The 22,420-nt window shown below is 40.0% G+C and carries 13 protein-coding genes; 8 read left to right on the forward strand and 5 right to left on the reverse strand.

Annotated features, from left to right (window positions below; translation table 11 throughout):
* Positions 1-286 precede the first annotated feature (286 nt).
* From ODZ84_RS04030 to ODZ84_RS04065, 8 genes are all read left to right on the forward strand, one after another.
* Positions 287-646 (forward strand): prevent-host-death protein, encoded by a 360-nt coding sequence (locus tag ODZ84_RS04030; RefSeq protein ID WP_266175722.1) that lies wholly within the window; start codon positions 287-289, stop codon positions 644-646.
* A gap of 440 nt (positions 647-1,086) precedes the next feature.
* Entirely contained in the window at positions 1,087-1,314 is a 228-nt protein-coding gene (locus ODZ84_RS04035; RefSeq protein WP_266175723.1) for a hypothetical protein, read from the forward strand.
* Positions 1,315-1,521: 207 nt separating this feature from the next.
* Positions 1,522-2,490, forward strand: a complete 969-nt coding sequence (locus ODZ84_RS04040) for an NAD(P)H-quinone oxidoreductase (RefSeq protein WP_266175724.1) — start codon at positions 1,522-1,524, stop codon at positions 2,488-2,490.
* 401 nt (positions 2,491-2,891) lie between these two features.
* Positions 2,892-4,292, forward strand: coding sequence for a glycoside hydrolase family 28 protein (locus tag ODZ84_RS04045; protein WP_266175725.1), 1,401 nt, complete (start codon positions 2,892-2,894; stop codon positions 4,290-4,292).
* Positions 4,293-4,296: 4 nt separating this feature from the next.
* A complete protein-coding gene (locus ODZ84_RS04050) occupies positions 4,297-7,881 on the forward strand; it encodes a DUF4450 domain-containing protein (protein WP_266175726.1) in 3,585 nt (1,194 codons plus the stop codon).
* 119 nt (positions 7,882-8,000) lie between these two features.
* Positions 8,001-10,136, forward strand: coding sequence for a glycoside hydrolase family 65 protein (locus tag ODZ84_RS04055; protein WP_266175727.1), 2,136 nt, complete (start codon positions 8,001-8,003; stop codon positions 10,134-10,136).
* Between the two features lie 527 nt (positions 10,137-10,663).
* On the forward strand, positions 10,664-11,710 hold the full coding sequence (locus ODZ84_RS04060) for a GntR family transcriptional regulator (protein WP_266175728.1): 1,047 nt from the start codon (positions 10,664-10,666) through the stop codon (positions 11,708-11,710).
* 195 nt (positions 11,711-11,905) lie between these two features.
* Entirely contained in the window at positions 11,906-12,349 is a 444-nt protein-coding gene (locus ODZ84_RS04065) for a nuclear transport factor 2 family protein (protein WP_266175729.1), read from the forward strand.
* A gap of 1,061 nt (positions 12,350-13,410) precedes the next feature.
* On the opposite strand, the gene ODZ84_RS04070 is transcribed toward ODZ84_RS04065, so the two are convergent.
* The 5 genes from ODZ84_RS04070 to ODZ84_RS04090 all read right to left on the reverse strand — a co-directional run bounded on the left by ODZ84_RS04070 (position 13,411) and on the right by ODZ84_RS04090 (position 22,407).
* Positions 13,411-14,559, reverse strand: coding sequence for an alpha-hydroxy acid oxidase (locus ODZ84_RS04070; RefSeq protein ID WP_266175730.1), 1,149 nt, complete (start codon positions 14,557-14,559; stop codon positions 13,411-13,413).
* 4 nt (positions 14,560-14,563) lie between these two features.
* Entirely contained in the window at positions 14,564-15,949 is a 1,386-nt protein-coding gene (locus ODZ84_RS04075; protein WP_266175731.1) for an FGGY-family carbohydrate kinase, read from the reverse strand.
* Positions 15,950-16,352: 403 nt separating this feature from the next.
* Positions 16,353-17,633: a sugar isomerase gene (locus ODZ84_RS04080; RefSeq protein ID WP_266175732.1), complete on the reverse strand. Its 1,281-nt coding sequence runs from the start codon at positions 17,631-17,633 to the stop codon at positions 16,353-16,355.
* Between the two features lie 175 nt (positions 17,634-17,808).
* Positions 17,809-19,911 carry a bifunctional aldolase/short-chain dehydrogenase gene (locus ODZ84_RS04085; RefSeq protein ID WP_266175733.1) on the reverse strand — a complete coding sequence of 701 codons (2,103 nt, stop codon included), beginning with the start codon at positions 19,909-19,911 and terminating at the stop codon, positions 17,809-17,811.
* Between the two features lie 414 nt (positions 19,912-20,325).
* Entirely contained in the window at positions 20,326-22,407 is a 2,082-nt protein-coding gene (locus tag ODZ84_RS04090; RefSeq protein WP_266175734.1) for a RagB/SusD family nutrient uptake outer membrane protein, read from the reverse strand.
* Positions 22,408-22,420 lie beyond the last annotated feature (13 nt).

A 22,420-nucleotide genomic window follows, 5' to 3' on the forward strand; every position in this document is an offset into this window, starting at 1 on the left:
TCAGAAATTCCGAGCCGTATAATCTCTATATTTTATGAAATTTTAACGTAAATTTTTCCGTTTGTGGTAGCTATCTTCATTTTTAAGATCATATTTTTAATTCATATTTTAACTTAAAATATTTAAAAAATACGGTTTAATAATTTCAATATCAGCAACATAAAATAACAAAACAAATCTTAAAGGCAGTTTTTACAGATTTATGAAAAAAGATTTATTTGTACTTACTGCCTTTTTTATTTTGAATCCTTTCAGCTTCTGATTAAATTTGTAAAAATTTACATTCATGAACTATACACTTGAGCTCAATACGCAAGAGCCTAATTCTAACATTGTTTTTAATACAATCGTATTCGATACGTTCAAGGTAAATATAGTGGAAAGATATATAGGACGGATGAATTTTAATCCGAAATTATTTGAAGTTATATTTAAGGTCAGAACGCTGAATGACGAACTCATCAATAAAAAAGACGGTAACGTAAAGGTAAAGATAAAAGATGCCGATTTTGAAACGTACCATAGGCTGACGACTAAGCTGAACTCGTATGATTATAAAAACAAACTGATCAACAGAAAGGAGGTTGACGAGGAATATGTTCATTTCATTCTGAGTCTGGTCATTTTAAACTATCAGCTTAATTAGATTGATATTGATAATCTTCTGAACCGGGCTTATACAAAGCCCGGATCTTAAGGCTGTCTTACAGGATAGCTTTATATTAAACTTTTCTGAACCGGATGTTAAATGATCTCTGGTTGGTTTTTGGTTGGATATAAAATGTCTTATTAACCGGAAAACAGCCACCCATGTGTTCTATTTTTCGGGATCGGGATGATTGATAGTTATTGTTTATTGGATGTAAAATAAAAATGATTTGATTCAGCACATCGGCGCGATTTCTACTCCTTTGGCGGTGAACTCATTTCGTTGACTTTACAAATCATTAGTGACGCTTTAATGGTACAGCATTATCTAGCGGATGTTCATCGTTCAGATTAGTGCTGCATGCTTTCCATCTCAGATTCAATTCCTAAAAACGTTCACACAAAATTCAGGTTCGATAAGAATTAAGCGCTGCAAAAATGGATGATATTACATGGATTTGCACCAACGAAATTCATACGACTCCTACCCCGGCGCTTTTTAGATACCTTAATGAACACGGTGTCAGTTTAGCCGATGCAGCTGCCACAAGACAGGCTTCTTCCGATGCTCACACCACGAAGAGACTCCCAACTTCACAAAAATTATCGAAAAAACAGCACTTACAGGAAAATCTAATCATTCTTTTTTTAAAAAAACAGAAATAAACCCATTTCGGTATGTTCATTTCATGTATGAATATGGAAAAGTATAATTGGAACAGGTACGGATGGTTTTAGCAAAAAAAATATTCATAAACACTGGAGGAATGTATGCCTTGAAGAATGAATATACGGGACCCTGTGCTTTTCTGATTAAGACCTTTTCCCGGACAGTGACCGTTCTGAACAGAGTTTAACTTAATAATATCTCATATGAAAGAAGTACTTATTACAAAATATGGCGCTCCGGACGTCCTTAAATTATCAGAATACCCGACTCCCGGGATCAGTGGAGATCAGGTCTTGATTGAAGTGAAAGCGGCAGGTCTTAACCGCCTGGATATTTTTCAGCGGGAAGGTAACTATCCTGCTCCTCCAGGCGTACCCCAAGAGATTCCCGGTCTTGAAGTTTCGGGAACGATTGTTCAGTGCGGACCTGATGTTATTGAATTTAAAACAGGTGATACGGTGTGTGCACTTCTGGGGGGCGGTGGCTATGCAGAATATGTCAGCGTACGGGAAGGTCAGTGTTTACCTGTCCCTTCCGGAATGGATTTTACAGGAGCTGCAAGTCTTCCGGAAACCGTCTTTACCGTCTGGTCAAATGTCTTTCAACGCGGGGCGCTCCGATCGGGTGAGCGTCTTTTAATCCACGGCGGAAACAGCGGCATTGGCATTACCGGCATCCAGCTGGCTCATGCACTGGGATCAGAAGTAATTGTAACCGTAGGTTCAGAAGAAAAAGGCCGCAAATGCCTTGAGCTGGGAGCAGACGCTTACATCAACTATAAGACACAGGATTTTGAACAGGAGCTGCAGGAAAAGGGAGTGGATGTTATTTTAGATATGATCGGGGGAAGCTATCTAAGTAAAAATGTGAATATTCTGAGGCCGGACGGCAGACTTGTGCACATCAATGCAGTAGATGGCAGCCATGTGGATCTCAACATCCCCAAAATGATGCAGAAGCGTCTCACTATCACCGGAAGTACTCTTAGAAGCAGGGAATATGATTTTAAAAAGCAGCTTGCCAAAGAGGTGCGGAAAAATGTCTGGCCACTGATAGAATCCGGTAAATTTAAACCCGTTATTTTTAAGACTTTTCCATTTTCTGAAGCAGCGGAAGCTCACCGACTGCTTGAGGAAAGCACTCATACGGGCAAAATTGTGCTTGTCCGGTAAGTGTCAAGGCGGTTTCTCCGAATTTAAAATAAATACGAATGATTTTCGGCCGACCTTTACAAAACAGACAATATTAATTATAACACAATTATTAGGAATTACAGAGAAATACAAAAGCAAAACGCTCTTGTGAAATGTTAATGATCAGCAATATCGGAAAAAATTAACTCTACGGTATCCGGTTTAATTTTAAGAGAAGCCTTTACTCATAAATTATTTATCTTTGAAATTATGCAATCGATTACAATGGTGATATTGTTTTTACACAAAAACATATAATAAATTGTAAACTGCCGACAGTGCAGGATAATTGTTACCGACAAATAGTATAGATTGCGATTATTAAAGGAAAGTATTAAAATAATAGTAAGCTGACCTGTAACTTAACAATTCCATACGATATGAAAAAATATGCTCTGCTTCTTTTTGCCCTTTTGCTGTCGACTCCCGGATTCGCTCAATATCAACCGTGGACCTCATCACAGCAGCCTTTAAATGAAATCAAGGCGCTGAAAAAACAGATCGTAAAACCTAAATTCAGAAAAAAAGACTATCTGGTTACCGATTTTGGTGCCATCGGTGACGGAAAAACCAAAAATACAGAAGCGTTCAGAAAAGCAATTGAAAGATGTAATGCAGAAGGTGGCGGTCGCGTTGTCGTACCAAAAGGGATCTTTCTGACGGGTGCTATTTATTTAAAAAGCAACGTCAACCTTCATGTGAGCGAAGGCTCCACCTTATTATTCAGTCAGGACAGCAACGACTATCCTATTGTTCTCACACGATGGGAAGGCATGGAATGTATGAATTACTCTTCTCTTATCTATGCTTATAAAGAAGAGAATATAGCCATTACGGGAAAAGGAACTTTAGACGGAAATGCCGATCTGGACCACTGGTGGTTCTGGTGTGGTGCCACCAAATATGGGTATAACGAATCCCGTCCCGGGAGACAGAATCCTGCCCGTGCCAAGCTTCACGAATATATGGCTCAGCGAAAACCTGCAAGAGAAAGAATCTTTGGTGACGGATATTATCTGAGGCCCAATTTTGTTCAGCCGTACGAATCCAAAAACTTTTATATGGCAGATGTTTTGGTTAAAAATTCGCCGATGTGGAATCTGAATCCTGTACTTTGCGAAAATGTACTGGTAGAAAGAGTAAAAGTGATCAGCCATGGCCCTAATAACGATGGTTTTGATCCTGAAGCATGTAAAAATGTGTGGATCAGAGATTCTTATTTTGATACCGGAGATGACTGTATCGCGATTAAATCCGGAAGAGATGAAGACGGAAGAGACATCGGAAGACCTGCCGAAAATCATATTATCGAAAACTGCGAAATGAAAGACGGTCACGGCGGCGTGGTCATCGGAAGTGAAATTGCAGGTGGCGCAAAAAAAATTTATGCCGTCGGAAATGTAATGGACAGTAAGAATCTCGACAGAGCTTTGAGAATCAAGACAAGCTCAAGCCGTGGCGGAACCATCGAAAATGTATTTTTTTACAATACAAAAGTGGGTGCTTATAAGGAAGCGGCAGTACGTTTCAACATGCATTATGAGAAACCCGGAAATCACATTCCGACCATCAGAAATATCTGGGTCGAAAATCTAACGGTGGATAAAGGCGGAAAATATGCGGTATTCTCAGATGCCTACGAATCTTCACCGGTAACAGATTTTACCATGATCAACGCTACCATGAGCGGAATTGAAATTCCGTATAAAGTTGATTATCTGAAAAATGTGACTTTAAAGAACGTTACCGTTAACGGTAAGCCTTTAACCGAATTAAAATAAAAGGATGCGAAGAAAAATAATTCTCGCAGGACTGCTTGTCTTATCAGCCTTCTCCCCTACCTATTCCCAGTCGAAACACTGGCAGAAAAATGAGCGTGAACTGCATTATAAAGAAGATAAAGGCGATTTTTTATTAGTTAACGGAAAATACCGCTTCAACCGTGCGCTGTATGGGGATAACCGCGCCTCCCGGGTAGAAGCCGGAGATTTACCGGAATTTGCACTCTATCTTCCGGGAATGGGCGGAAATCTCCAGTTTGTTATTCAAAAAGGAAATTCTATTAAAAAATTAATTCATGCAGAAAAAATTGAAACCCGTTATCGTCCGGGATCAATGCTCTATACGATTAAAGATCCTGCTTTGGGATCCGGAAGTTTAAAACTGACCGTTTTAGCCCAATCCCAAGAAGAAGGTCTTGTGGTAAAAATAGAAACAGAGCATGTAGATACATCAACCAAAATTTATGCAGTTTATGGGGGTGCAAGCGGCACCACATTCAGCAGAAACGGAGACATCGGCGCCGATCCGGAGTCGGGGTTCTACCTGCTTCCGGAATATTGTACCAACAATCAGTATGAAATTACCGGAAACCAGTTTCAGCTCAATTATGTAAACAGGAAAAAAGAAACTCAGATCGTCAGCGGAAGCTTTTCGAATGTGGATTCACTGCAGTTAACCGATGCTGAGACACTGGAAAAACTTTCTGAACTTACTCAAAATACAAAAAAACAGTCCCCTATTGTTTACGCTACCTATGCCGCACAAAAAAATCCGGTTTATATCCAGGTGGCCAAAGGAAAATCATCCAAAAACTTTTCAGATGAAGAGTTGAAAACACTCTTTAATAAAGCAGAGCAATCACGCATACAATTAACCAGCCGGGTGCAGCTGAAGACTCCCGATTCGGATTTAAATAATTTCGGCGCTACTTTAGCGGTCGCTGCAGACGGAATTTGGGAAAGTCCGACCTACCTCCACGGGGCTGTGGCCTGGCGAATGAGACTCAATGCCTGGCGCGGTGCGTATGTGGCGGATGTTCTCAGCTGGCACGACCGTGCAAAAAAACACTTTGAAAGTTATGCCCATTCGCAGGTGCTGAAGCCTGATTTTGCTCCTGTAGAAATGGATACGACGTTACATTTGGCAAGACATGCCGAAAAAATGGGGAATTCGGTATTTTCAAGCGGTTATATTTCAAGGAATCCGAATGACAATACCAAACCGCATCATTATGACATGAATCTGGTATTTTTCGACCAGATGTTTACGCATTTCAATTACACCGGAGATCTTGAATTTTTAAAAAAAATGTGGCCGGTGATGGTTCGCCACATGGACTGGGAAAAACGGAATTTCAAAAGAGGAGATCTTTATGATGCTTACGCTTCGATATGGGCGAGTGATGCGCTGCAATATTCGGGTGGCAAAGTAACGCATACGTCTGCTTATCATTACAGGGCCAACCGTGAGATGGCGAAACTGGCAAAACTTATTGGTCAAAATCCTCAGCCTTATGAAAAAGAAGCTGAGAGCATTATAAAAGCGATGAAAAACCAGCTCTGGATCAGAAACAAAGGGTATTTTGCTGAATATAAAGATGCACTGGGAAACCAGATCGTACATGACAAACCGGGAATCTGGTCTGTTTATCATGTTTCCGACGCGTATATTCTGAATGAGTTTGAAGATTATCAGAACCTGCAGTATATCAACAATCATATTCCGAAGATCCCGGTAAAAGTGAAAGGTGGAGCTGATCATAATTATTATACCCTTTCGACCACCAACTGGCAGCCATATGACTGGTCAATCAATAATGTGGCCTTAGCGGAGAATTTACAGACTGCACTGGCCTATTGGCAGGCCGGAAGAAATGAAGATGCTTACCGCCTCTGGAAGGGAAATCTGGCTGAAAGTATGTATTACGGAATCAGCCCGGGAAATTTTGAACAATTATCCCACTACGATGCTTTTCGGGGTGAACTGTACCGGGATTTTGCTGATCCGGTCGGAGTGGCCGCAAGAACTTTAACGGAAGGACTTTTCGGGGTATACCCAAAATTACTGGAAAATAAAATCGAAATAAAACCCGGCTTTCCAAGAGAATGGAATTTTGCAGAACTGAAACTTCCGGATTGGGAATTAAAATTTAACCGCAGTTCAAAAAAAGCTGATTATTATTTCAAATCAAATTATTCGAAACCGGTCGCTCTGGATATGCAGATTCCCGTAAGCCATACTCAAATCAAATCGGTGCGTGTAAATGGAAAAAAGATGAACTGGAAAATTAATCCTAATTCTGTTTTACAGCCATTTCTGCAGTTTGAAACGCCGAGGGATACAGAATTTAAAGTTGAAATCATTTATTCAGGAAAAGAATTTAAAACCGAACAGACGGATTATGTTCATTATATTTCTGAAGTTCTGCCATTAAATTTTGATTCAAAGAAAAAAATCAAGCAGGTAGCTGATCCCCAGGGACTGATTAAAAATTCACTTCCTTTGGCGGGGATGCTAAACACTCATCAGCTCGAACTTATTAATGAAGAGCGAAAAGGAACATTTTTCGTTCAGGTGGAACAAGGCGGAACCTCCTGGTGGCAACCGGTGAATGTGGATATCCGTTATCCTTTACACGTAAAATGGGCCGGTAAAAAACTTCAGATCCAGTCGGGATCAGCGGGTCCGATTACCGGAAAACTTAATATTAACGGGTTCAATAAAACTTTTACCGTTCAGAATGATCAGACCACAGATGTGGAGCTTCCCGCAGATATTTTAAGCAAAGGCACCAATTCTGTCCTCCTTGAATACAACGGAATTAAGCAAAATACGGAAATTACCAATTGGGAAATTGAAAACCGGGGCGAATTCACCAACATTTCCTTAGCTACAAAATATAACGAAAAGGTAACGGAGATTTTTAACCAAAAATATATTTCACCGAGGTTGAATGTCCCTACACTTCAGCTCCCGTGGCAGGGAATCGGAAACTGGTGTTATCCCCTCATCACGGCGCCGCTGGACGACAGCGGACTGATGAACAGAAGAAAGAACGGCAGCGTCGATTTTCTTGGAATTCCTTTTTTAATAGACCATTCAGATAAAAATATCGTCTTTACCAGCCAGTGGGATAATTTCCCGAAATCGGTTGATATTCCGGTTTCAGGAAAAGGAAGGAAGGTCTATTTTCTGATGGCAGGATCTACCAACCCGATGCAGTCACAGATTATTAACGGAAAAATAACCGTTCAGTATGCCGATGGTTCAGAAACGGAATTGGAACTCAAAAACCCGATCAACTGGTGGCCTATTGAGCAGGATCTGTTTGATGATCATTTTGCTTTTGATATTCCGGATGATAAAATTCCGTACCGGGTACAGCTGAAAACGGGAGAATTATACAAAGGCGGAACCTTAAGCAAATATTCCAGTATCAAGGGATTTACAGACCGACAGGTGGATGGTGGCGCTGCTACAATCCTTGACCTACCGATTGATCCGAATAAAGAATTAAAAAATATACAACTAACGGCAGTAAGTAATGACGTCGTCATCGGGATGATGAGTGCTACTGTTTTAAAATAAAATTTTATAATATAGACTTCACGAGCTAAGTTATACGATATCAGAATAAGCTTCCGGTATCAGAGCTATCAGGCTGAATCTGCGGGAGTCTCAGTAATATAGATTAAATAAATTTAAAAATGAAAAAACTGGTTATAGGTTTAAGTCTTTTCAGCCTCGGATTTTCGTCCCTGCATGCACAGAAAATCGACCGTAAAAAAGTGGTTCAGAGACATAATGTAGTCAATATAAAGGCAGATACTCTGTCGACATTAACGGTCGGCAACGGAAAATTTGCGTACACGGTTGACATCACCGGCATGCAGTCGTTTCCTGAATATTATAAGAACGGAGTTTCCCTGGGAACCCAATCCGAATGGGGCTGGAACAGTTTTCCCAATAAGGAAAAGTATACCTTTGAAGAAACGCTGAAACCATACGACTTCAATAATGACGGCAGGAAAGCCTTATACAGTGTACAGATCAAAGAACCGGAACGCAATAAAAAGGCAGTGGAATACTTCAGAGTAAACCAACATCGCCTGCAATTGGGAAATATCGGGATTGAACTCTATAAAAAAGACGGTAAAAAAGCTGAGATTTCAGATCTGCAGGACATCAATCAGAAAATTGATTTGTGGACAGGAATTATTACCAGCGAATTTTCACTGGAAGGAACGCCTGTAAAGGTTTGGACCGCTTCTTTCCAGCATTCCGATAAAATCGGAGTTAAAATAGAATCAGATTTGATCAGCCAGAAAAGATTAAAGATTTTTGCACGCTATCCGTATCCCAGCGGACAGTTTTTAGATGAAGCCGCTTTTTACGGAAATGAAGCGCAGCATTCAACAAAAATAATTTCATCAGGTCTTAATCAGGGACTGATCGAACATAAGCTGCAGACTGCTGATTACTACACCCAACTGTATTTTACGGAAGGTAAATTAAGCGAATCAGGAACGCATCATTTTGTATATGAACCCACGGCTAAAAGTAAAATCATAGAACTGAGTGTGGAGTTTTCAGCTGCAAAACCGAAAAATAACAGAAGTCTGTTTGCAGACGCCGAAAAAGAAAGCACATTGGGATGGAAAAACTTCTGGGAAAGCGGTGCCGCCGTTGATTTTGAAGGGAGTACAGATCCCCGGGCCGGTGAGCTGGAAAGAAGAGTTGTCTTATCTGAATATTTAACCAAAGTACAGTGCGGAGGCAGCAATCCGCCGCAGGAAACAGGTCTTACCTTCAACAGCTGGTACGGTAAGCCTCATACGGAAATGCATTGGTGGCATGGCGTTCATTATGCTTTATGGGGAAGACCGGAAATTCTGGAGAAACAATTGGATTATTATTTCAGGTCATTCGAAAAAGCAAAAAAACTGGCTGAAAGACAAGGTTATAAAGGAGTTCGCTGGATTAAAATGTCGGATAATGAGGGGAATGAAAGTCCGTCTTCAGTGGCTGCCTTTCTGATTTGGGAACAGCCCCATCTCATTTATATGACTGAATTGCTGTACCGTCATCATAAAGATAAAAAGGTACTGGAAAAGTATAAGGATCTGGTTTTTGCAACAGCGGATTTTATGGCAGATTTTGCAACTTACAATAAAGAAAAAAAGCGTTATGACCTTGGCAAAGGCGTGATTCCCGCGCAGGAAGTCTTCCCTGCCAAAGATACCTATAACCCGACTTACGAAGTAGCCTACTGGGATTGGGCCCTGAAGGTGGCGCAGGAGTGGAAGGAAAGATTAAACCAGCCAAGAGATAAAAAGTGGGACGACGTCATCACAAAACTGGCTCCACTTCCGGTTCAGGACGGTGTATACCTGTCTACGGAGTCTGCCAAGGACTCTTTTACGTATCCTAAATGGATGACCGATCATCCGGCCGTTTTAGGAGCATTGGGAATGGTTCCCGAATCTCCCAAACTCGATAAGAAAATTATGAAGAATACACTGGATATCGTGTGGGAACGTTGGAACTGGAGCCATACCTGGGGTTGGGATTTTCCGATGACTGCCATGAATGCTGCAAGATTGGGACTACCTGATAAAGCACTGGATGCTCTTTTTATGAATATTCAAACCAATAACTACCTTAAAAACGGACATAATTTCCAGGATGGCAGACTCCGGATTTATCTTCCGGGGAATGGCGGTGTTTTAATAACCGTAGCGATGATGCTGGAGGGTTGGGACCAGTCTACCGGCGAATTTCCGGGATTTCCAAAGGATGGAACCTGGAAAATAAAAGCGGAAGGTTTCAAAAAAATGCCTTAAAATTTTACATTCATACTTAGTTGAAGTCTGTTCCGAAAGGGGCAGGCTTTTTTTGTATTCATTTTTTATCAGGAGCTATTCCGGCTCTTCGCACTCGCTATTTTCTGTATTTCGGGGCGGCTCGTCTGCGACGAGCCGCCCCGAAATACAGAAAATGAGCTCAGACAGATGCTACGATCCGGGCTAGGGTCAAGGTAATCTTCTCAACGTGAGGAAAAAGATGGCATGGTTAAACATCATTAAAAGACCCCGGACAATAGCTTCAGAATTGTGAAAGAATGACGTCATTTAAAGCTGAAAACAGCATATTTTTAATTTTCGGTTAATAAATTGGTAATTTTGAAATATTACACATTAATCTAAGGTTAAAAATAAATAACTGAAAATCATTGAATTATGTTTATTTTGATAAAAAACACTGATAATTATCAGTTATTGTAAATTTTTGTACCTTGTCTTGTGTCAATGATCAGTTTTCATGAGCTGACTTTGACCAACAAGAAACAATATCCCTGTACCGAAAAGTTATGGCAGAAACGTTTGAAATAAACATCAATGAACATTCCAGAGTTCCCAAATATAAGCAGATTGTAGATTCTATCCTTAATGGAATTGATGGCGGAGAAATCCAGATCGGAGAAAAAATCCCATCCATCAATGAGTTGAGCGAATCATGTTTTCTGTCGAGAGATACCGTTGAAAAAGCTTACAAAGAGCTACGGAAAAGACAAATTATCGAGTCTGTAAAAGGGAAAGGCTACTATATTTCAAGGGTCAATAAAAATGACATCATCAATATCTTCTTTTTAATCAATAAGCCTAGTACTTACAAAATGATGATCTATAATTATTTTGTTAATGCAATCGGTTCCAAAGGTAATGTGGAGATGTATATCTATCATTGTGATGAAACACTTTTTATCAATTCTCTTAAAAAGAACCTTGGCGGATTTGATTATTATGTGATTATGCCGCATTTCCGGGACGAACAGTCAAAACACACGAGTTCAACACAGGAAGTGATTGAAATGATTGAAAAGATTCCGAAAAACAAACTGCTGATGCTGGACAATACAAAACCTGATATTTCCGGAGATTATGGTTCTATTTTCCAGGATTTTGAAAATGATATTTACAATGCTTTACTGGAAGGACTGGATAAAATTAAGAAATACGAAAAGATCATTCTGGTTTATCCCGATAAGTCCATTCATCCCTACCCTTTCCGTATTGTCCGCGGTTTCGAAAAATTCTGTACAGACTTTAAACTTGATTTTGAGATCCTGGATGAGATTTATCCCGATATGGAGCTGCAGGACAGAGACATTTTCATCACCATCCGTGAACGTGATCTGGTGAACCTGGTGAAACAGATCCGGCAGAAAAATCTGGAGCTGGGCAAGGACATCGGAATTATTTCCTATAATGAGACTCCCCTGAAAGAATTGCTTGGAATTACCGTGATCACCACAGATTTTAAAGCCATGGGAGAATCTGCGGCCTACATGATCCTGAAAAATAAAAAAGAATCGGTGAACAATGTTTTCAAATTTATCCAAAGGGATTCTTTATAGACTGATCCGATACAGGTTTAAACTTAGTCAGAATGTATTTCGCAGCAAAGTATGACTTATTCATTTAATTAAAAAACTGCTTTATACAATTTTCAAATACTTTTTAAGTGACATTTAGGAGACTACCCTTTTTCAGTTAGTTTTTGAACAGTGTAATCGATTACACTACTTTGATTAAAATTTTATATATTCAATATGATTAAAAAATCAATATTTGCCCTGGGCTTTTTTATGGTAAGTGCTATTTCCGCACAGAAAATGAATGATAAAGACGCCGTTTCCGCCGTCGCAGAAAAGCTACGGTTAGCCATGGTCAATGGTGAAAAAACAGAGTTAGAGGCTCTGATCTTACCGGAACTAACTTATGGACACTCCGGAGGCCATATCGACAATGCAACAGAGTTTGTCGAAAAACTGGTCAGTAAAAAATCAGATTTCGTAACCATTGACATTACAAACCAAACAATTGATATTGTCGGCAATACAGCGGTGGTCCGCCACCACTTTTATGCTGCCACTGCTGATGCAGGAAAAGCTCCAGGTGATGTCACATTGGATATTTTACTGGTATGGGCAAAAGTGAAGAACAACTGGAAGTTATTGGCAAGACAGGCCGTAAAATCTGAGAAGAAAAAATAATTAATCCACCTTTTATCATCGATAGGAATCGCGGGCTAGCTTTAATCTCTGCGTGTAGGATTGCCTAATTTTCGGCTAAAGCCAATTGTAAATTTGCAATAAAAAACGGGCTGAAGCCCGTTCCTATTGATGATATATATGATGTATCTAATAATCACAAATCATAATTTCAGCTGCCCTTTTCCAAATGCTCAATATCCATTCCTATATATGACTAGAGTTTATTGTATGGAAAGTTTAAAAATATTTTTGACGCAAAGTTTTATTTTGAGGCATAATCATTTAAGGAGCAAAGAGGAATCAACAAATTGATGATGAAGCTGCATGTCAGCTTTGCGAAGCAAATTTATTTGCCATTGCCTCTTTAATGCTATGGTATGTTATAAAAAACTTTTCGTTAAATTTCTTACATAATAAATATAATCCGTAATTTTTTTTTCACACAAAGTTTAATTTGAAATACGATAATTTAAGGAGCAAAGAAGGAATTAGCAATTTGGTTCCACTGAAACTGACTTTATATGCGAATTTTCATTGGCGTTGATCCTTCAAATTGTATGTTCTGATGTTAATTTCTGTTATTGAGTTTGTTTATGTTTTGGCTAAAGCCAATTCGAAAATTGCCATAAAAAAACGGGCTGAAGCCCGTTCCTATTGATGATATATGTGATAAATTTGATATTCACAATCATAATTTCAGCTGCCTTCTTCAACTGTTCGATATCGAGTCTTATACATGACTTGAGTTTATTGTATGGAGCGTTTAAAAATATATTTTTGACGCAAAGTCTTATTTTGAGGCATAATCATTTAATGAGCAAAAAAAAATCAATATATTGATTCTGATGAAACGGACTTTATATGCGACTTTATCACTTTTTTACTTTATAATCTGACAATTTTTAAATTAAATCTTTATTCAAACTTTGTTTAAGTTGTGGCTGAAGCCAATTCGAAAATTGACATAAAAAAACGGGCTGAAGCCCGTTTCTATTGATAAAATTATTCTTTAATTTTTTTTATTTTAAAGTTCACCAAGCTGGCTTTCATTTCAAGGAAAACTATTTTACTCTGAAATTTTGCAAATCCTCCGGTTTTTCACAGCAAACCTGTTCCATCACCTGTCTGAACTGCATTTTAAGCATTTCGATGATGTGATCACCGCCTTTTTCACCCAAGGCACCGACGGCATACATAAACGTTCTTCCCATAAAAGTAAATTCAGCGCCACAGCTCAAAGCACGGGCTACATCAGGACCGGTTCTTACCCCGCTGTCCATCATAATTTTGATCTGGTTTTTATATTTGTCGCTGATTTCTTTTACAACGGCAATGGTAGACTCTCCTGCATCAAGCTGCCTTCCCCCGTGATTGGAAATAATCATCCCGTCAAATCCTAAACGTACCGCTTCTTCGGCATCTTCATCAGAAGCTACTCCTTTGATGACCAACTTCCCTTTCCATTGATCGCGGATTGCTTTTATTCTGTCCGGATTTAATCTCCCGGAAAAGGTAGAGTTCATGAACTGTCCCAATTGTTTCACGTTCATATTCTTATCCATATACTTTTCCATAGTTTTAAAGGCAGGAACTCCGTGCTTCAGTATTTCAAGGCACCATTCCGGTTTCGCCAGAGCCTGGGAAACATTCCGGAAATTCAGTTGAGGAGGCATGGCCAATCCGTTTCTTATTTCTTTAGCCCTGTATCCGAAAGTAGGAACATCTGCCAAAACAACCAGAACATCATATCCCGAAGCTTCACAGCGGTCTAAAATATCATCTCTCAGCCATTCTTCTCTTGGATGGTATAACTGGTACCATGCTTTTCCTTCTGTTAATTCCGCAATTCTCTCTATACTGCTCGTCGTTACCGTGCTTAATATAAAAGGAATATTATGTTTAAAAGCTGCCTTTGCTAAGATCTCAGGAGCATTGGGCCACATCAGCCCCTGTAAGCCGACAGGAGAAATGCCGAAGGGAGCAGAATATTTCACCCCGAATAATTCGGTTTCCATACTCGACTCAGCGTAATTATTCAGGTAACGCGGACGAAGCAGAACTTCCCTCAGTTCGCTTGTATTACGATCCCTGTTGATGTTTTCATTACAGCCTCCATCCAGATATTCAAAGGCGAAACGGGGCATTCTTTTTTTAGCTTTTTCAATGAGAAGTTCAAGCGAAGCGTAACGGGTATCAAATGGAAATGACATGATTTTAATAATTAAAAATTAAAGGTTGAAGCAAATTCATCTGATAATGCTGCTGCAGAAAAGTTTCGTCTATCTCTTTATTGGAAATTACCATGGCTGCGCCCAATGCAGAACCCAGCGGAGAGTGCGTAGACATCACGCTGTAATCCTGAAAATGATGAGACATCAGCTTCATAAATACGTCGTTATCTGTAAATCCGCCATCGATATAAATGGTTTTTATTTCCGAATTCCCGATCGCGTTTTTAATAGTATGAATCTGTAAATCCATTAATTCTATCATTAACTGATGATATGCTTCCTCAAATGTAGCAAAAGAATTTAAATCTGTTTCGCTGATCATTTTTCTTTTCAGAATAATCCCTTCAAAACGGAAATAAACGGCTTTATGCTTCATCAGGCGGAGATACAGTTCCTGATCAAACTGCACTTCTCTGTGGAAACCATATTCTTTTCCATAATGGGCGCACAGCTTTTCAACCTGGATTTTATATTCATTTCCCATGAAAAAACGGGACGCTTTTACCCGCTTCCCATCGATTCGCATATAATTGAGACAATTGTTTTCGATATCTTCATCATTCAGGCTTTCATCATTAAAAGGATTCAGGGATATACTCCAGGTTCCTGTTGACAAAAGTAAGAAAGGATTTTTCTTGCTTAAAATATAGGGTAACAACGCAGAGGAGCTGTCGTGAATACCGACTCCTATTTTAATTTTTTTGTTTTTGTAAGAAGTATTCATACTTGCCGAAGTAGGAACTATCGGAGCCAACAGACTGTCAATACCTTCTTCATACACCCAGTCGTGATAATCATTTTTATCATAATTCCATAAATTGGTGTGGCAGCCTATGGAGGTAAACTCCGATACACAGATCCCGGTAAACAGATAGGATAAGTACTGAGGAAGATGAAGACTGTAACGGATTTTTTTAAACGTTTCCGGATGTTTGTATTTCAGCCAGAACAGCTGTAGTCCTGAATTTAACATTCCTGCCTGGGGAGACGCTGTTTCGCGGGCAATTTTCATTTTGCTGCCGTGTTTTTCATAAAAAAGATCCAGGATTTCCTGATCCATCGGTTTGGTATAGTTGTACAACGGTGTCAGAACGTTTCCTTTCTGATCAAGATGGACGAAGCTTGCACCATACGTGGAAAAATTAATTGCTTTTACCTCAAAATTCTCGTTTTCAAGAATGGCATTAAAATTATCTTTTATCCAGTTTTGCAATGCAACAAGATCTTCTGTGGGATAACCATCTTCATCTGTTGTGAGCGGTAATTCGGTATATTCACGAACGACTTCTTTATAATTCTTATTAAACAAAAAGAATTTTTTATTGGTTTTTCCAATATCAAATACAATGGTTACCTTTTTTTTAGACATTCTTGAGATGAATTTATTTTTTGTCATTGCCAACAGACTGAAGTTCTGCGAACGTAGTTCACAAGCGACGAAACAGTCTGTATCTGCTTATTTTTTATCATAACGCAGAGTCCGCAAAGATTGTTTTCTCTGTATGTTTGTATGTTCGGAAAGGTCTTCACTTACCTAATAACACAAACCATAAAATTATATTTTGCATTCAGTTTACCTTATTTTTTTCACACCATTAAGGAGTGTTCAGATATTAAAATTTACAAAGAAAAAAATCCACTAATTTCCGAGACATCGCTGCCTAAAACCCTAATGATCTAAACACCTTCAACCTTAATGATTAAAAATATAAGGATACTTATAATTAAACTTTCAATTGCACCTGAAAGTTGAAATTATCATTTTATAAAGATTATAATCCGGTTGCTTTCACCTTTAAACCTCTTTCAGAAATTAAATTTTCTCTTACCTTAAGGCTTCTGTAAGCTGCGATTGGATCCAGGGCTGCACCTGTCTGTAATCGTGCTGCTTTTAATAATGGACGAACATCTGTTCTGTACGCATTTTGCAAAATTTCCTGGGCACGAACCACATCATTATTTAATTGTGCCTCCTTCAATGCTTTCTGGTCAACCAAAAGTGCCTGAGCATAAGCAAGTAAGATGGCTTCCAGCGACTGGATCAAATCTTCCAGGGGATCCTTGATGTTATGACTTGCATCGATCATCCAGGCAGGATAAGGATTCTGGGGATTGTTTTCAATTCCGTACACCAGTTCGTTAAATATCAAGAACAGAGCATATGGCTTCATGGAACCTACCGTCAAATCATCATCTCCGTATTTGCTGTCATTGAAGTGAAATCCACCCAATTTTCCTTTATACATTAAAGTAGCAACGATCTGTTCTATATTGGCATTCGGTAAATGATGTCCTAAATCTACCAAAGTGTACGCTCTTTCCCCGCAGGCATTGGCCAGCATAAATGAGGTGCCCCAATCCTGAATAGTAGTAGAATAAAAATTAGGCTCGTAAGGTTTATATTCGATGAATAATTTCCAGTCTTCAGGCATTCCTGCATAGATTTCCTTTAAACTCTGTTCGGTTTTTGACAAAGCCGTCTGGAAATTAAGCTGTCCCGGAAAACTTGCACCGTCTGCCAGCCAAACCGTTAAGCTTTTCGAACCTAATTCTTTTCCGATTCTGATCACTTCTTTATTGTGTTCTACGGCATAGACCCTGGAATCTTCATTCACCGCGTTCAGCGAACCGAATTTATAAGATTGCTCTGCTCCCTGCTGGTCCTGAAACGTATTGGAATTCATGGCATCAAAAAGAAGTCCATGGGAGGCTGCTTTTTCCTTAATGGCGCTCACATCACCGGGAATATCCCAGGGAATATGTAACGAAACGGCTCCTGCCGTATTGGTAAGTTGATGAATAAGCCCTATATCATCCAGTTTCTGTTCCAAAGAAGCAGGTTCACCACCGTAAGAAAATCTTCCGAAACGGGTTCCGCCGGCTCCTAATGCCCAACTCGGAATAGCTACCTGAAAATCAGCAATTTTATTCACGATCTCGGTAACGTTGGCTCCGGTTTTTGTTAATTTATTTTGTAGAAAATCAAAATCGGTATTAAAATTTTCAACTTCATTTTTATTGTACTGTTCTATAATATCTTTTCCTATAATCATGATTTGATTTTTGATCTGATTTATTGGTTTTATCCGGAATATTGTTCTTTATCATGAACTATGATAGGTTATGACTCCGTGGCTTCCTTTCCGGACTGTTTATTTTATTAATGGAAGGCTTAATATTGATATCAAGCCTCCAATTTAATCATAATTCTTTTTCAGCATTGAGATTTTATCTTGGAAATGCATTGGCCATCCCTCCGTCTACATTGATGATATTTCCTGTACTTTTATCTAAAATAGCGACACATGCAAAAACTCCGTTGGCAATGTCTTCAGGAAGAATAATTTCGTTCAGTAAATTTCTTTTTGCATAGAATGCAGGCAGTTCTTCTACAGAAATTCCGTTTGCTTTAGCGCGGCCTTCTGCCCATGAACCTTCCCATATTTTACTTCCTACGATTACTCCGTCAGGATTTACGACATTCACACGGATCTTATCCGCCGCCAGCTCTGCCGCCAGTAATCTTGTCATATGTTGCTGGGCTGCTTTTGCAGTTCCATAGGCTACGTTATTGGGTCCTGCCACCAGGCCGTTTTTGCTGGCAATGTTCACGATATCTCCTCCTAAACCTTGTTTTTTAATGATTTCAACACCGTTTTTTACCATCAGGAACTGTCCCTTTACCAAAACGTCTTCCAGCAGGTCCCAGTCTTTGGTTGTTGTATCTTCCAGAGATTTTGAAATGGCCAGTCCTGCAGAATGAACGATAATATCTACCCCTCCGAAAGCTAAAACGGTTTCTTTAAAGGCATTTGCGATTGCCTGCTCACTGGTCACATCACAAGAAACCCCTACTGCCTGATCTTTGCTGTATTTTGCCGTCACAGACGCCAGTGCTTCCTGATTAAGGTCTGTAAAAACTACAACAGCCCCTTCCTGAACCATTTTATCAGCAATGGCCTGTCCGATTCCACCGCCGGCGCCTGTAACTACCGCAATTTTTCTTGAAAGAGGCTTTTCTTTAGGCATTCTCTGGAGTTTTGCTTCTTCAAGCAGCCAGTATTCAATATCAAATGCTTCCTGTCTCGGAAGAGAGGTATACTCAGAAATAGCTTCTGCGCCGCGCATTACATTAATGGCATTAACGTAAAACTCGCTGGCCACACGCGTGGTCTGTTTATCTTTTGAGAAACTGAACATCCCTACTCCCGGGTAAATGATGATCACCGGATTCGGATCACGCATTGCGGGACTGTTCGGATGTTTGCATGTTTCGTAATATTCTTTGTATTCTTCTCTGTATTTTTCAAACAGGGGCGTCAGTTTTTCAAGAATAGATGCCGAGTCTGACAGGTCTTCGTTAGGGGAAAGACTTAAAATCAGCGGCTGGATTTTTGTCCGTAAAAAGTGGTCCGGGCAAGACGTTCCCATAGGCGCCAGACGTTCCAGGTCATTACTGTTAATATATTCCAGCACGGTATCACTATCTGTGAAATGCCCTACCATTCTGCTTTCTGAAGATGCCAGACCACGCAGTAGAGGCATGATCTGTGCTGCTTTGATTTTGCGGTCAACAGTATGCAGGGCTTCAACTTTCTGTCCTCCGAACACCTGTCCGTTTTCTTCTATTTTACTGGCAATATATTCAGAAGCCATTTCGATAACTTCAAGGCTGTTGATGTAACATTCGTACGAAGTATCTCCCCAGGTGAATAACCCGTGACTTCCCAGAACGATTCCGCGGATTCCCGGATTATCGTTCAGACATTTTTCTAACTGTAGTCCTAAATCGAAACCCGGACGTTGCCATGGCACCCAGCCCATCGTATCTCCCCAGATTTCTTTGGTAATTTTTTCACTGTCTTTAGCAGCAGCTACAGCTATCAAAGCATCCGGGTGAAGGTGATCGATATGTTTGAATGGAAGAAGCCCGTGAAGAGGCGTATCGATAGAAGGTGCTTTGCTTTCCAGATCAAAAATACAGTGATTGAACAAACCTACCATTCTGTCTTCATCTTCTAATCCCTGGTAAACATTTTTTAAATTCCGTAGTCTTTCTGTATATAATCCTGCGATGCCTTTTCTTGTCAGTGTTCCGATATCACCTCCTGAACCTTTCACCCACATTACCTCCACTTCTTCGTTGGTTAAAGGGTCTTTTTCGATGGTTTTACAACTGGTATTTCCTCCTCCGTAATTGGTGATTCTTAAGTCTGCCCCGAGAATATTTGAGCGGTATAAAAATAAAGCAACCTGATCGTTTCCTAAAGCCGATGCTTTGTTTTCATCCCATAGGTAGTCTACGTATTTGAATGTTTTTACTTTTTCCATTGTTGGTCTTATATTTCTAAATTGTATCCCAAAATTAGACTGTTATATTTTTTACAGCATCCCGTACTATACTGCTAAATACTGAATTTAAAGATAAATTAACGTTTGATTTTTTTATGGTAATTTATATTTATATCAATCTGATTGGAATTATTCATGGTTAATATTTTATGATTTGGTGATTTTTCAAAAATGATCTTTAAGAATAGGTAAAGTATTCATTAAATAGATATTAAAATTGCTTCATTTAATGATATCTATACATCAGGCTTAAGTTTCTCAATATTTAACTTCATTATAGATGGTTCCTTTCGTCGATCCTGGTCAGAACAACATTCCGTCGGTTCCCGATCCTAATTTTTCAGATCTGTTGGATGACGAAGCAGGATTAATGAATCTTATTTCTTACATCAATTAGTACCCCGGAAGCTGAGTCAGATTCGGATTATCAACCAATGGGTGTCCTGCGGAAGCAGCGGCGAAAGGCAGCAATTCTGTTTTATTGGGTACAAACCCATAGAAAAGGCCATCTCCTCCACCTTCTATCCAGTTCGGATATGTTCCTCCGTTTTCTGCGGAACCTGTGGGCTTGGTGTAAATAATATTTCCTATCTGCAACTGATTAAACCCTGCTAAAAACCCTGCTGCTTTTCTTGCATTGCCGTTGAAGGTACTGGTATAGGCCTGGAACATATTCGTAGGATACCATTTGTCACCCGCAGATACCGTCTGTCCGTGCGCGGTCACAATATTTGCCAAAGCGGTCTGATAGGTCTGTAAAGCGGCGGCATTTCCATTAACAGGAACACTTAGGATCGTTGCAATTTCCGTAGGATTTGTAATGTCGATATATTTTAATGCCAAATACGGATCTCCATAAATCTGTGCATTCTTTTCGAGTTTATAAAGACGGTAAACAGGGGTGTTGGCATATGGCCCGGTTTTGTTTGATAAGTTTTTCATGGCCTGCTTCGTGGCGTTGATTTCACTGGCCAGACGATTCATTCTGATCAAATCTGTACGGAGATTAAATTCTCCCGCAAATTCCCATTTACGCTCCTGAACAAGGGCCGCTTCAAAGGCCTGCTGTCCAGACGGAACTGCCAGAGATCCGATTCCTGCACGGTTTCTTACCTGCATAAGTGCTGCGGTTCCTGCCGCGGTTGGTCCTCCGTTCAAATAGTTCTGAGTTTCCGCATACATTAATAAAACATCTGCATATCTCAAGATAGGAATATTCAGATTACGGGCATCGGCTGCCTGAGGGGCAACACACCATCCCATCCTGAATTTTCCGGCCATAATACACGAAAAAGTGGTTCCGGCATTTACCCAGGTATCACTTGCGTTGCCTGTGTTCAGGAAATAGACGCTGTAAGAAGTACATGAAACATCTCTACGCGTATCTCCCTGATTGAAAGATAAGTAGTAGGTAGGAAGTACAAACTGAAGTGCTTTTCTTGATCCGTACGTTCCTCCACGGGAACCCTCATGCGCATATACGCCGAAGGCAGAGTTGGTATTGGCTCCATACTCCGCAATCTGCCACATGATCTCTGAATTGGTCACCGGAAATTTTCTCTGACAGAAATTGTACCACAGGGCCTCAAAGCCGCTTTTGCCGCCCTGCGCCTGAACCAGCGAGTTGGTTCCCCCGTTAATGATAGCACCACAGGCATTATCTGCAATCTGATATAATTGCTGAACTCTTGCATTGTCATTGCGGCGGGACATCATCGCACCGCTGCCGGTATTGAGGTCCCAGCGAAGAGAATATCCTGCTGCGTACAGGGCAATCCTTGCCAGCAATGCATTGGCGGACTGTTTGGCTAAACGTTCTGTAGTAGCATATCCGCTTTGCGAGAAATTAGGTAAGGTGGCTGCTGATTCCTGAAGATCAGCAATGATCCGGTCGTAGATCTCGTCTCTTGACGCACGTTTAGGATAAAGTGTAGCAGGATCATTCGGATCCATTTCGTCCAATGGCTTGAATACCGCCGGCACATCTCCGTAAACACGAATTAAATTATAATAACAGAAAGCACGAATCGCTTTTACTTCAGCTAATAAAATATCACGTTTAGTGCTTGCTTCCATTTTGCTCAGTCCGCTGACTGCAATATTGGTTCTTTCGATCACCGCATACATGGCTGAATAGATCCCGGTTACCGTATTGGGAGTGTAAGCATCATACTGATAATTACAGATATTGTATTTCGAATTGTTCGTTGATCCGTCTTCTGAAGAGTGAATAACGGTATCCCCTGCGCCCAGCTGATAGTACATTTCCGTCGGAACCAGGCCTCTGTAGCAGCCCAGAACAAACATCTCTGCCGTATCTATATTATTAAATACCGATTCTGTATCTAATGAATTGTAAGCAGGCTGATCCAGAAAATCTTCGCTGCATGAATTCATCATTGAGACGGCAACAAAAACCGAGGGAATGATGACTAATTTTCTTAAAAACCCGGAAGTTATATATGTATTTTTCATGATTTAAATAATT

It is taken from the genome of Chryseobacterium fluminis, from assembly GCF_026314945.1.
Taxonomy (GTDB): Bacteria; Bacteroidota; Bacteroidia; order Flavobacteriales; family Weeksellaceae; genus Chryseobacterium; species Chryseobacterium fluminis.

Bases quoted from the DNA above. Each gene is read 5' to 3' on its own strand.
- ODZ84_RS04030 (WP_266175722.1), top strand. From the start codon at position 287: ATGAACTATACACTTGAGCTCAATACGCAAGAGCCTAATTCTAACATT.
- ODZ84_RS04035 (WP_266175723.1), top strand. From the start codon at position 1,087: ATGGATGATATTACATGGATTTGCACCAACGAAATTCATACGACTCCT.
- ODZ84_RS04040 (WP_266175724.1), top strand. From the start codon at position 1,522: ATGAAAGAAGTACTTATTACAAAATATGGCGCTCCGGACGTCCTTAAA.
- ODZ84_RS04045 (WP_266175725.1), top strand. From the start codon at position 2,892: ATGAAAAAATATGCTCTGCTTCTTTTTGCCCTTTTGCTGTCGACTCCC.
- ODZ84_RS04050 (WP_266175726.1), top strand. From the start codon at position 4,297: ATGCGAAGAAAAATAATTCTCGCAGGACTGCTTGTCTTATCAGCCTTC.
- ODZ84_RS04055 (WP_266175727.1), top strand. From the start codon at position 8,001: ATGAAAAAACTGGTTATAGGTTTAAGTCTTTTCAGCCTCGGATTTTCG.
- ODZ84_RS04060 (WP_266175728.1), top strand. From the start codon at position 10,664: ATGGCAGAAACGTTTGAAATAAACATCAATGAACATTCCAGAGTTCCC.
- ODZ84_RS04065 (WP_266175729.1), top strand. From the start codon at position 11,906: ATGATTAAAAAATCAATATTTGCCCTGGGCTTTTTTATGGTAAGTGCT.
- ODZ84_RS04070 (WP_266175730.1), bottom strand. From the start codon at position 14,559: ATGTCATTTCCATTTGATACCCGTTACGCTTCGCTTGAACTTCTCATT.
- ODZ84_RS04075 (WP_266175731.1), bottom strand. From the start codon at position 15,949: ATGTCTAAAAAAAAGGTAACCATTGTATTTGATATTGGAAAAACCAAT.
- ODZ84_RS04080 (WP_266175732.1), bottom strand. From the start codon at position 17,633: ATGATTATAGGAAAAGATATTATAGAACAGTACAATAAAAATGAAGTT.
- ODZ84_RS04085 (WP_266175733.1), bottom strand. From the start codon at position 19,911: ATGGAAAAAGTAAAAACATTCAAATACGTAGACTACCTATGGGATGAA.
- ODZ84_RS04090 (WP_266175734.1), bottom strand. From the start codon at position 22,407: ATGAAAAATACATATATAACTTCCGGGTTTTTAAGAAAATTAGTCATC.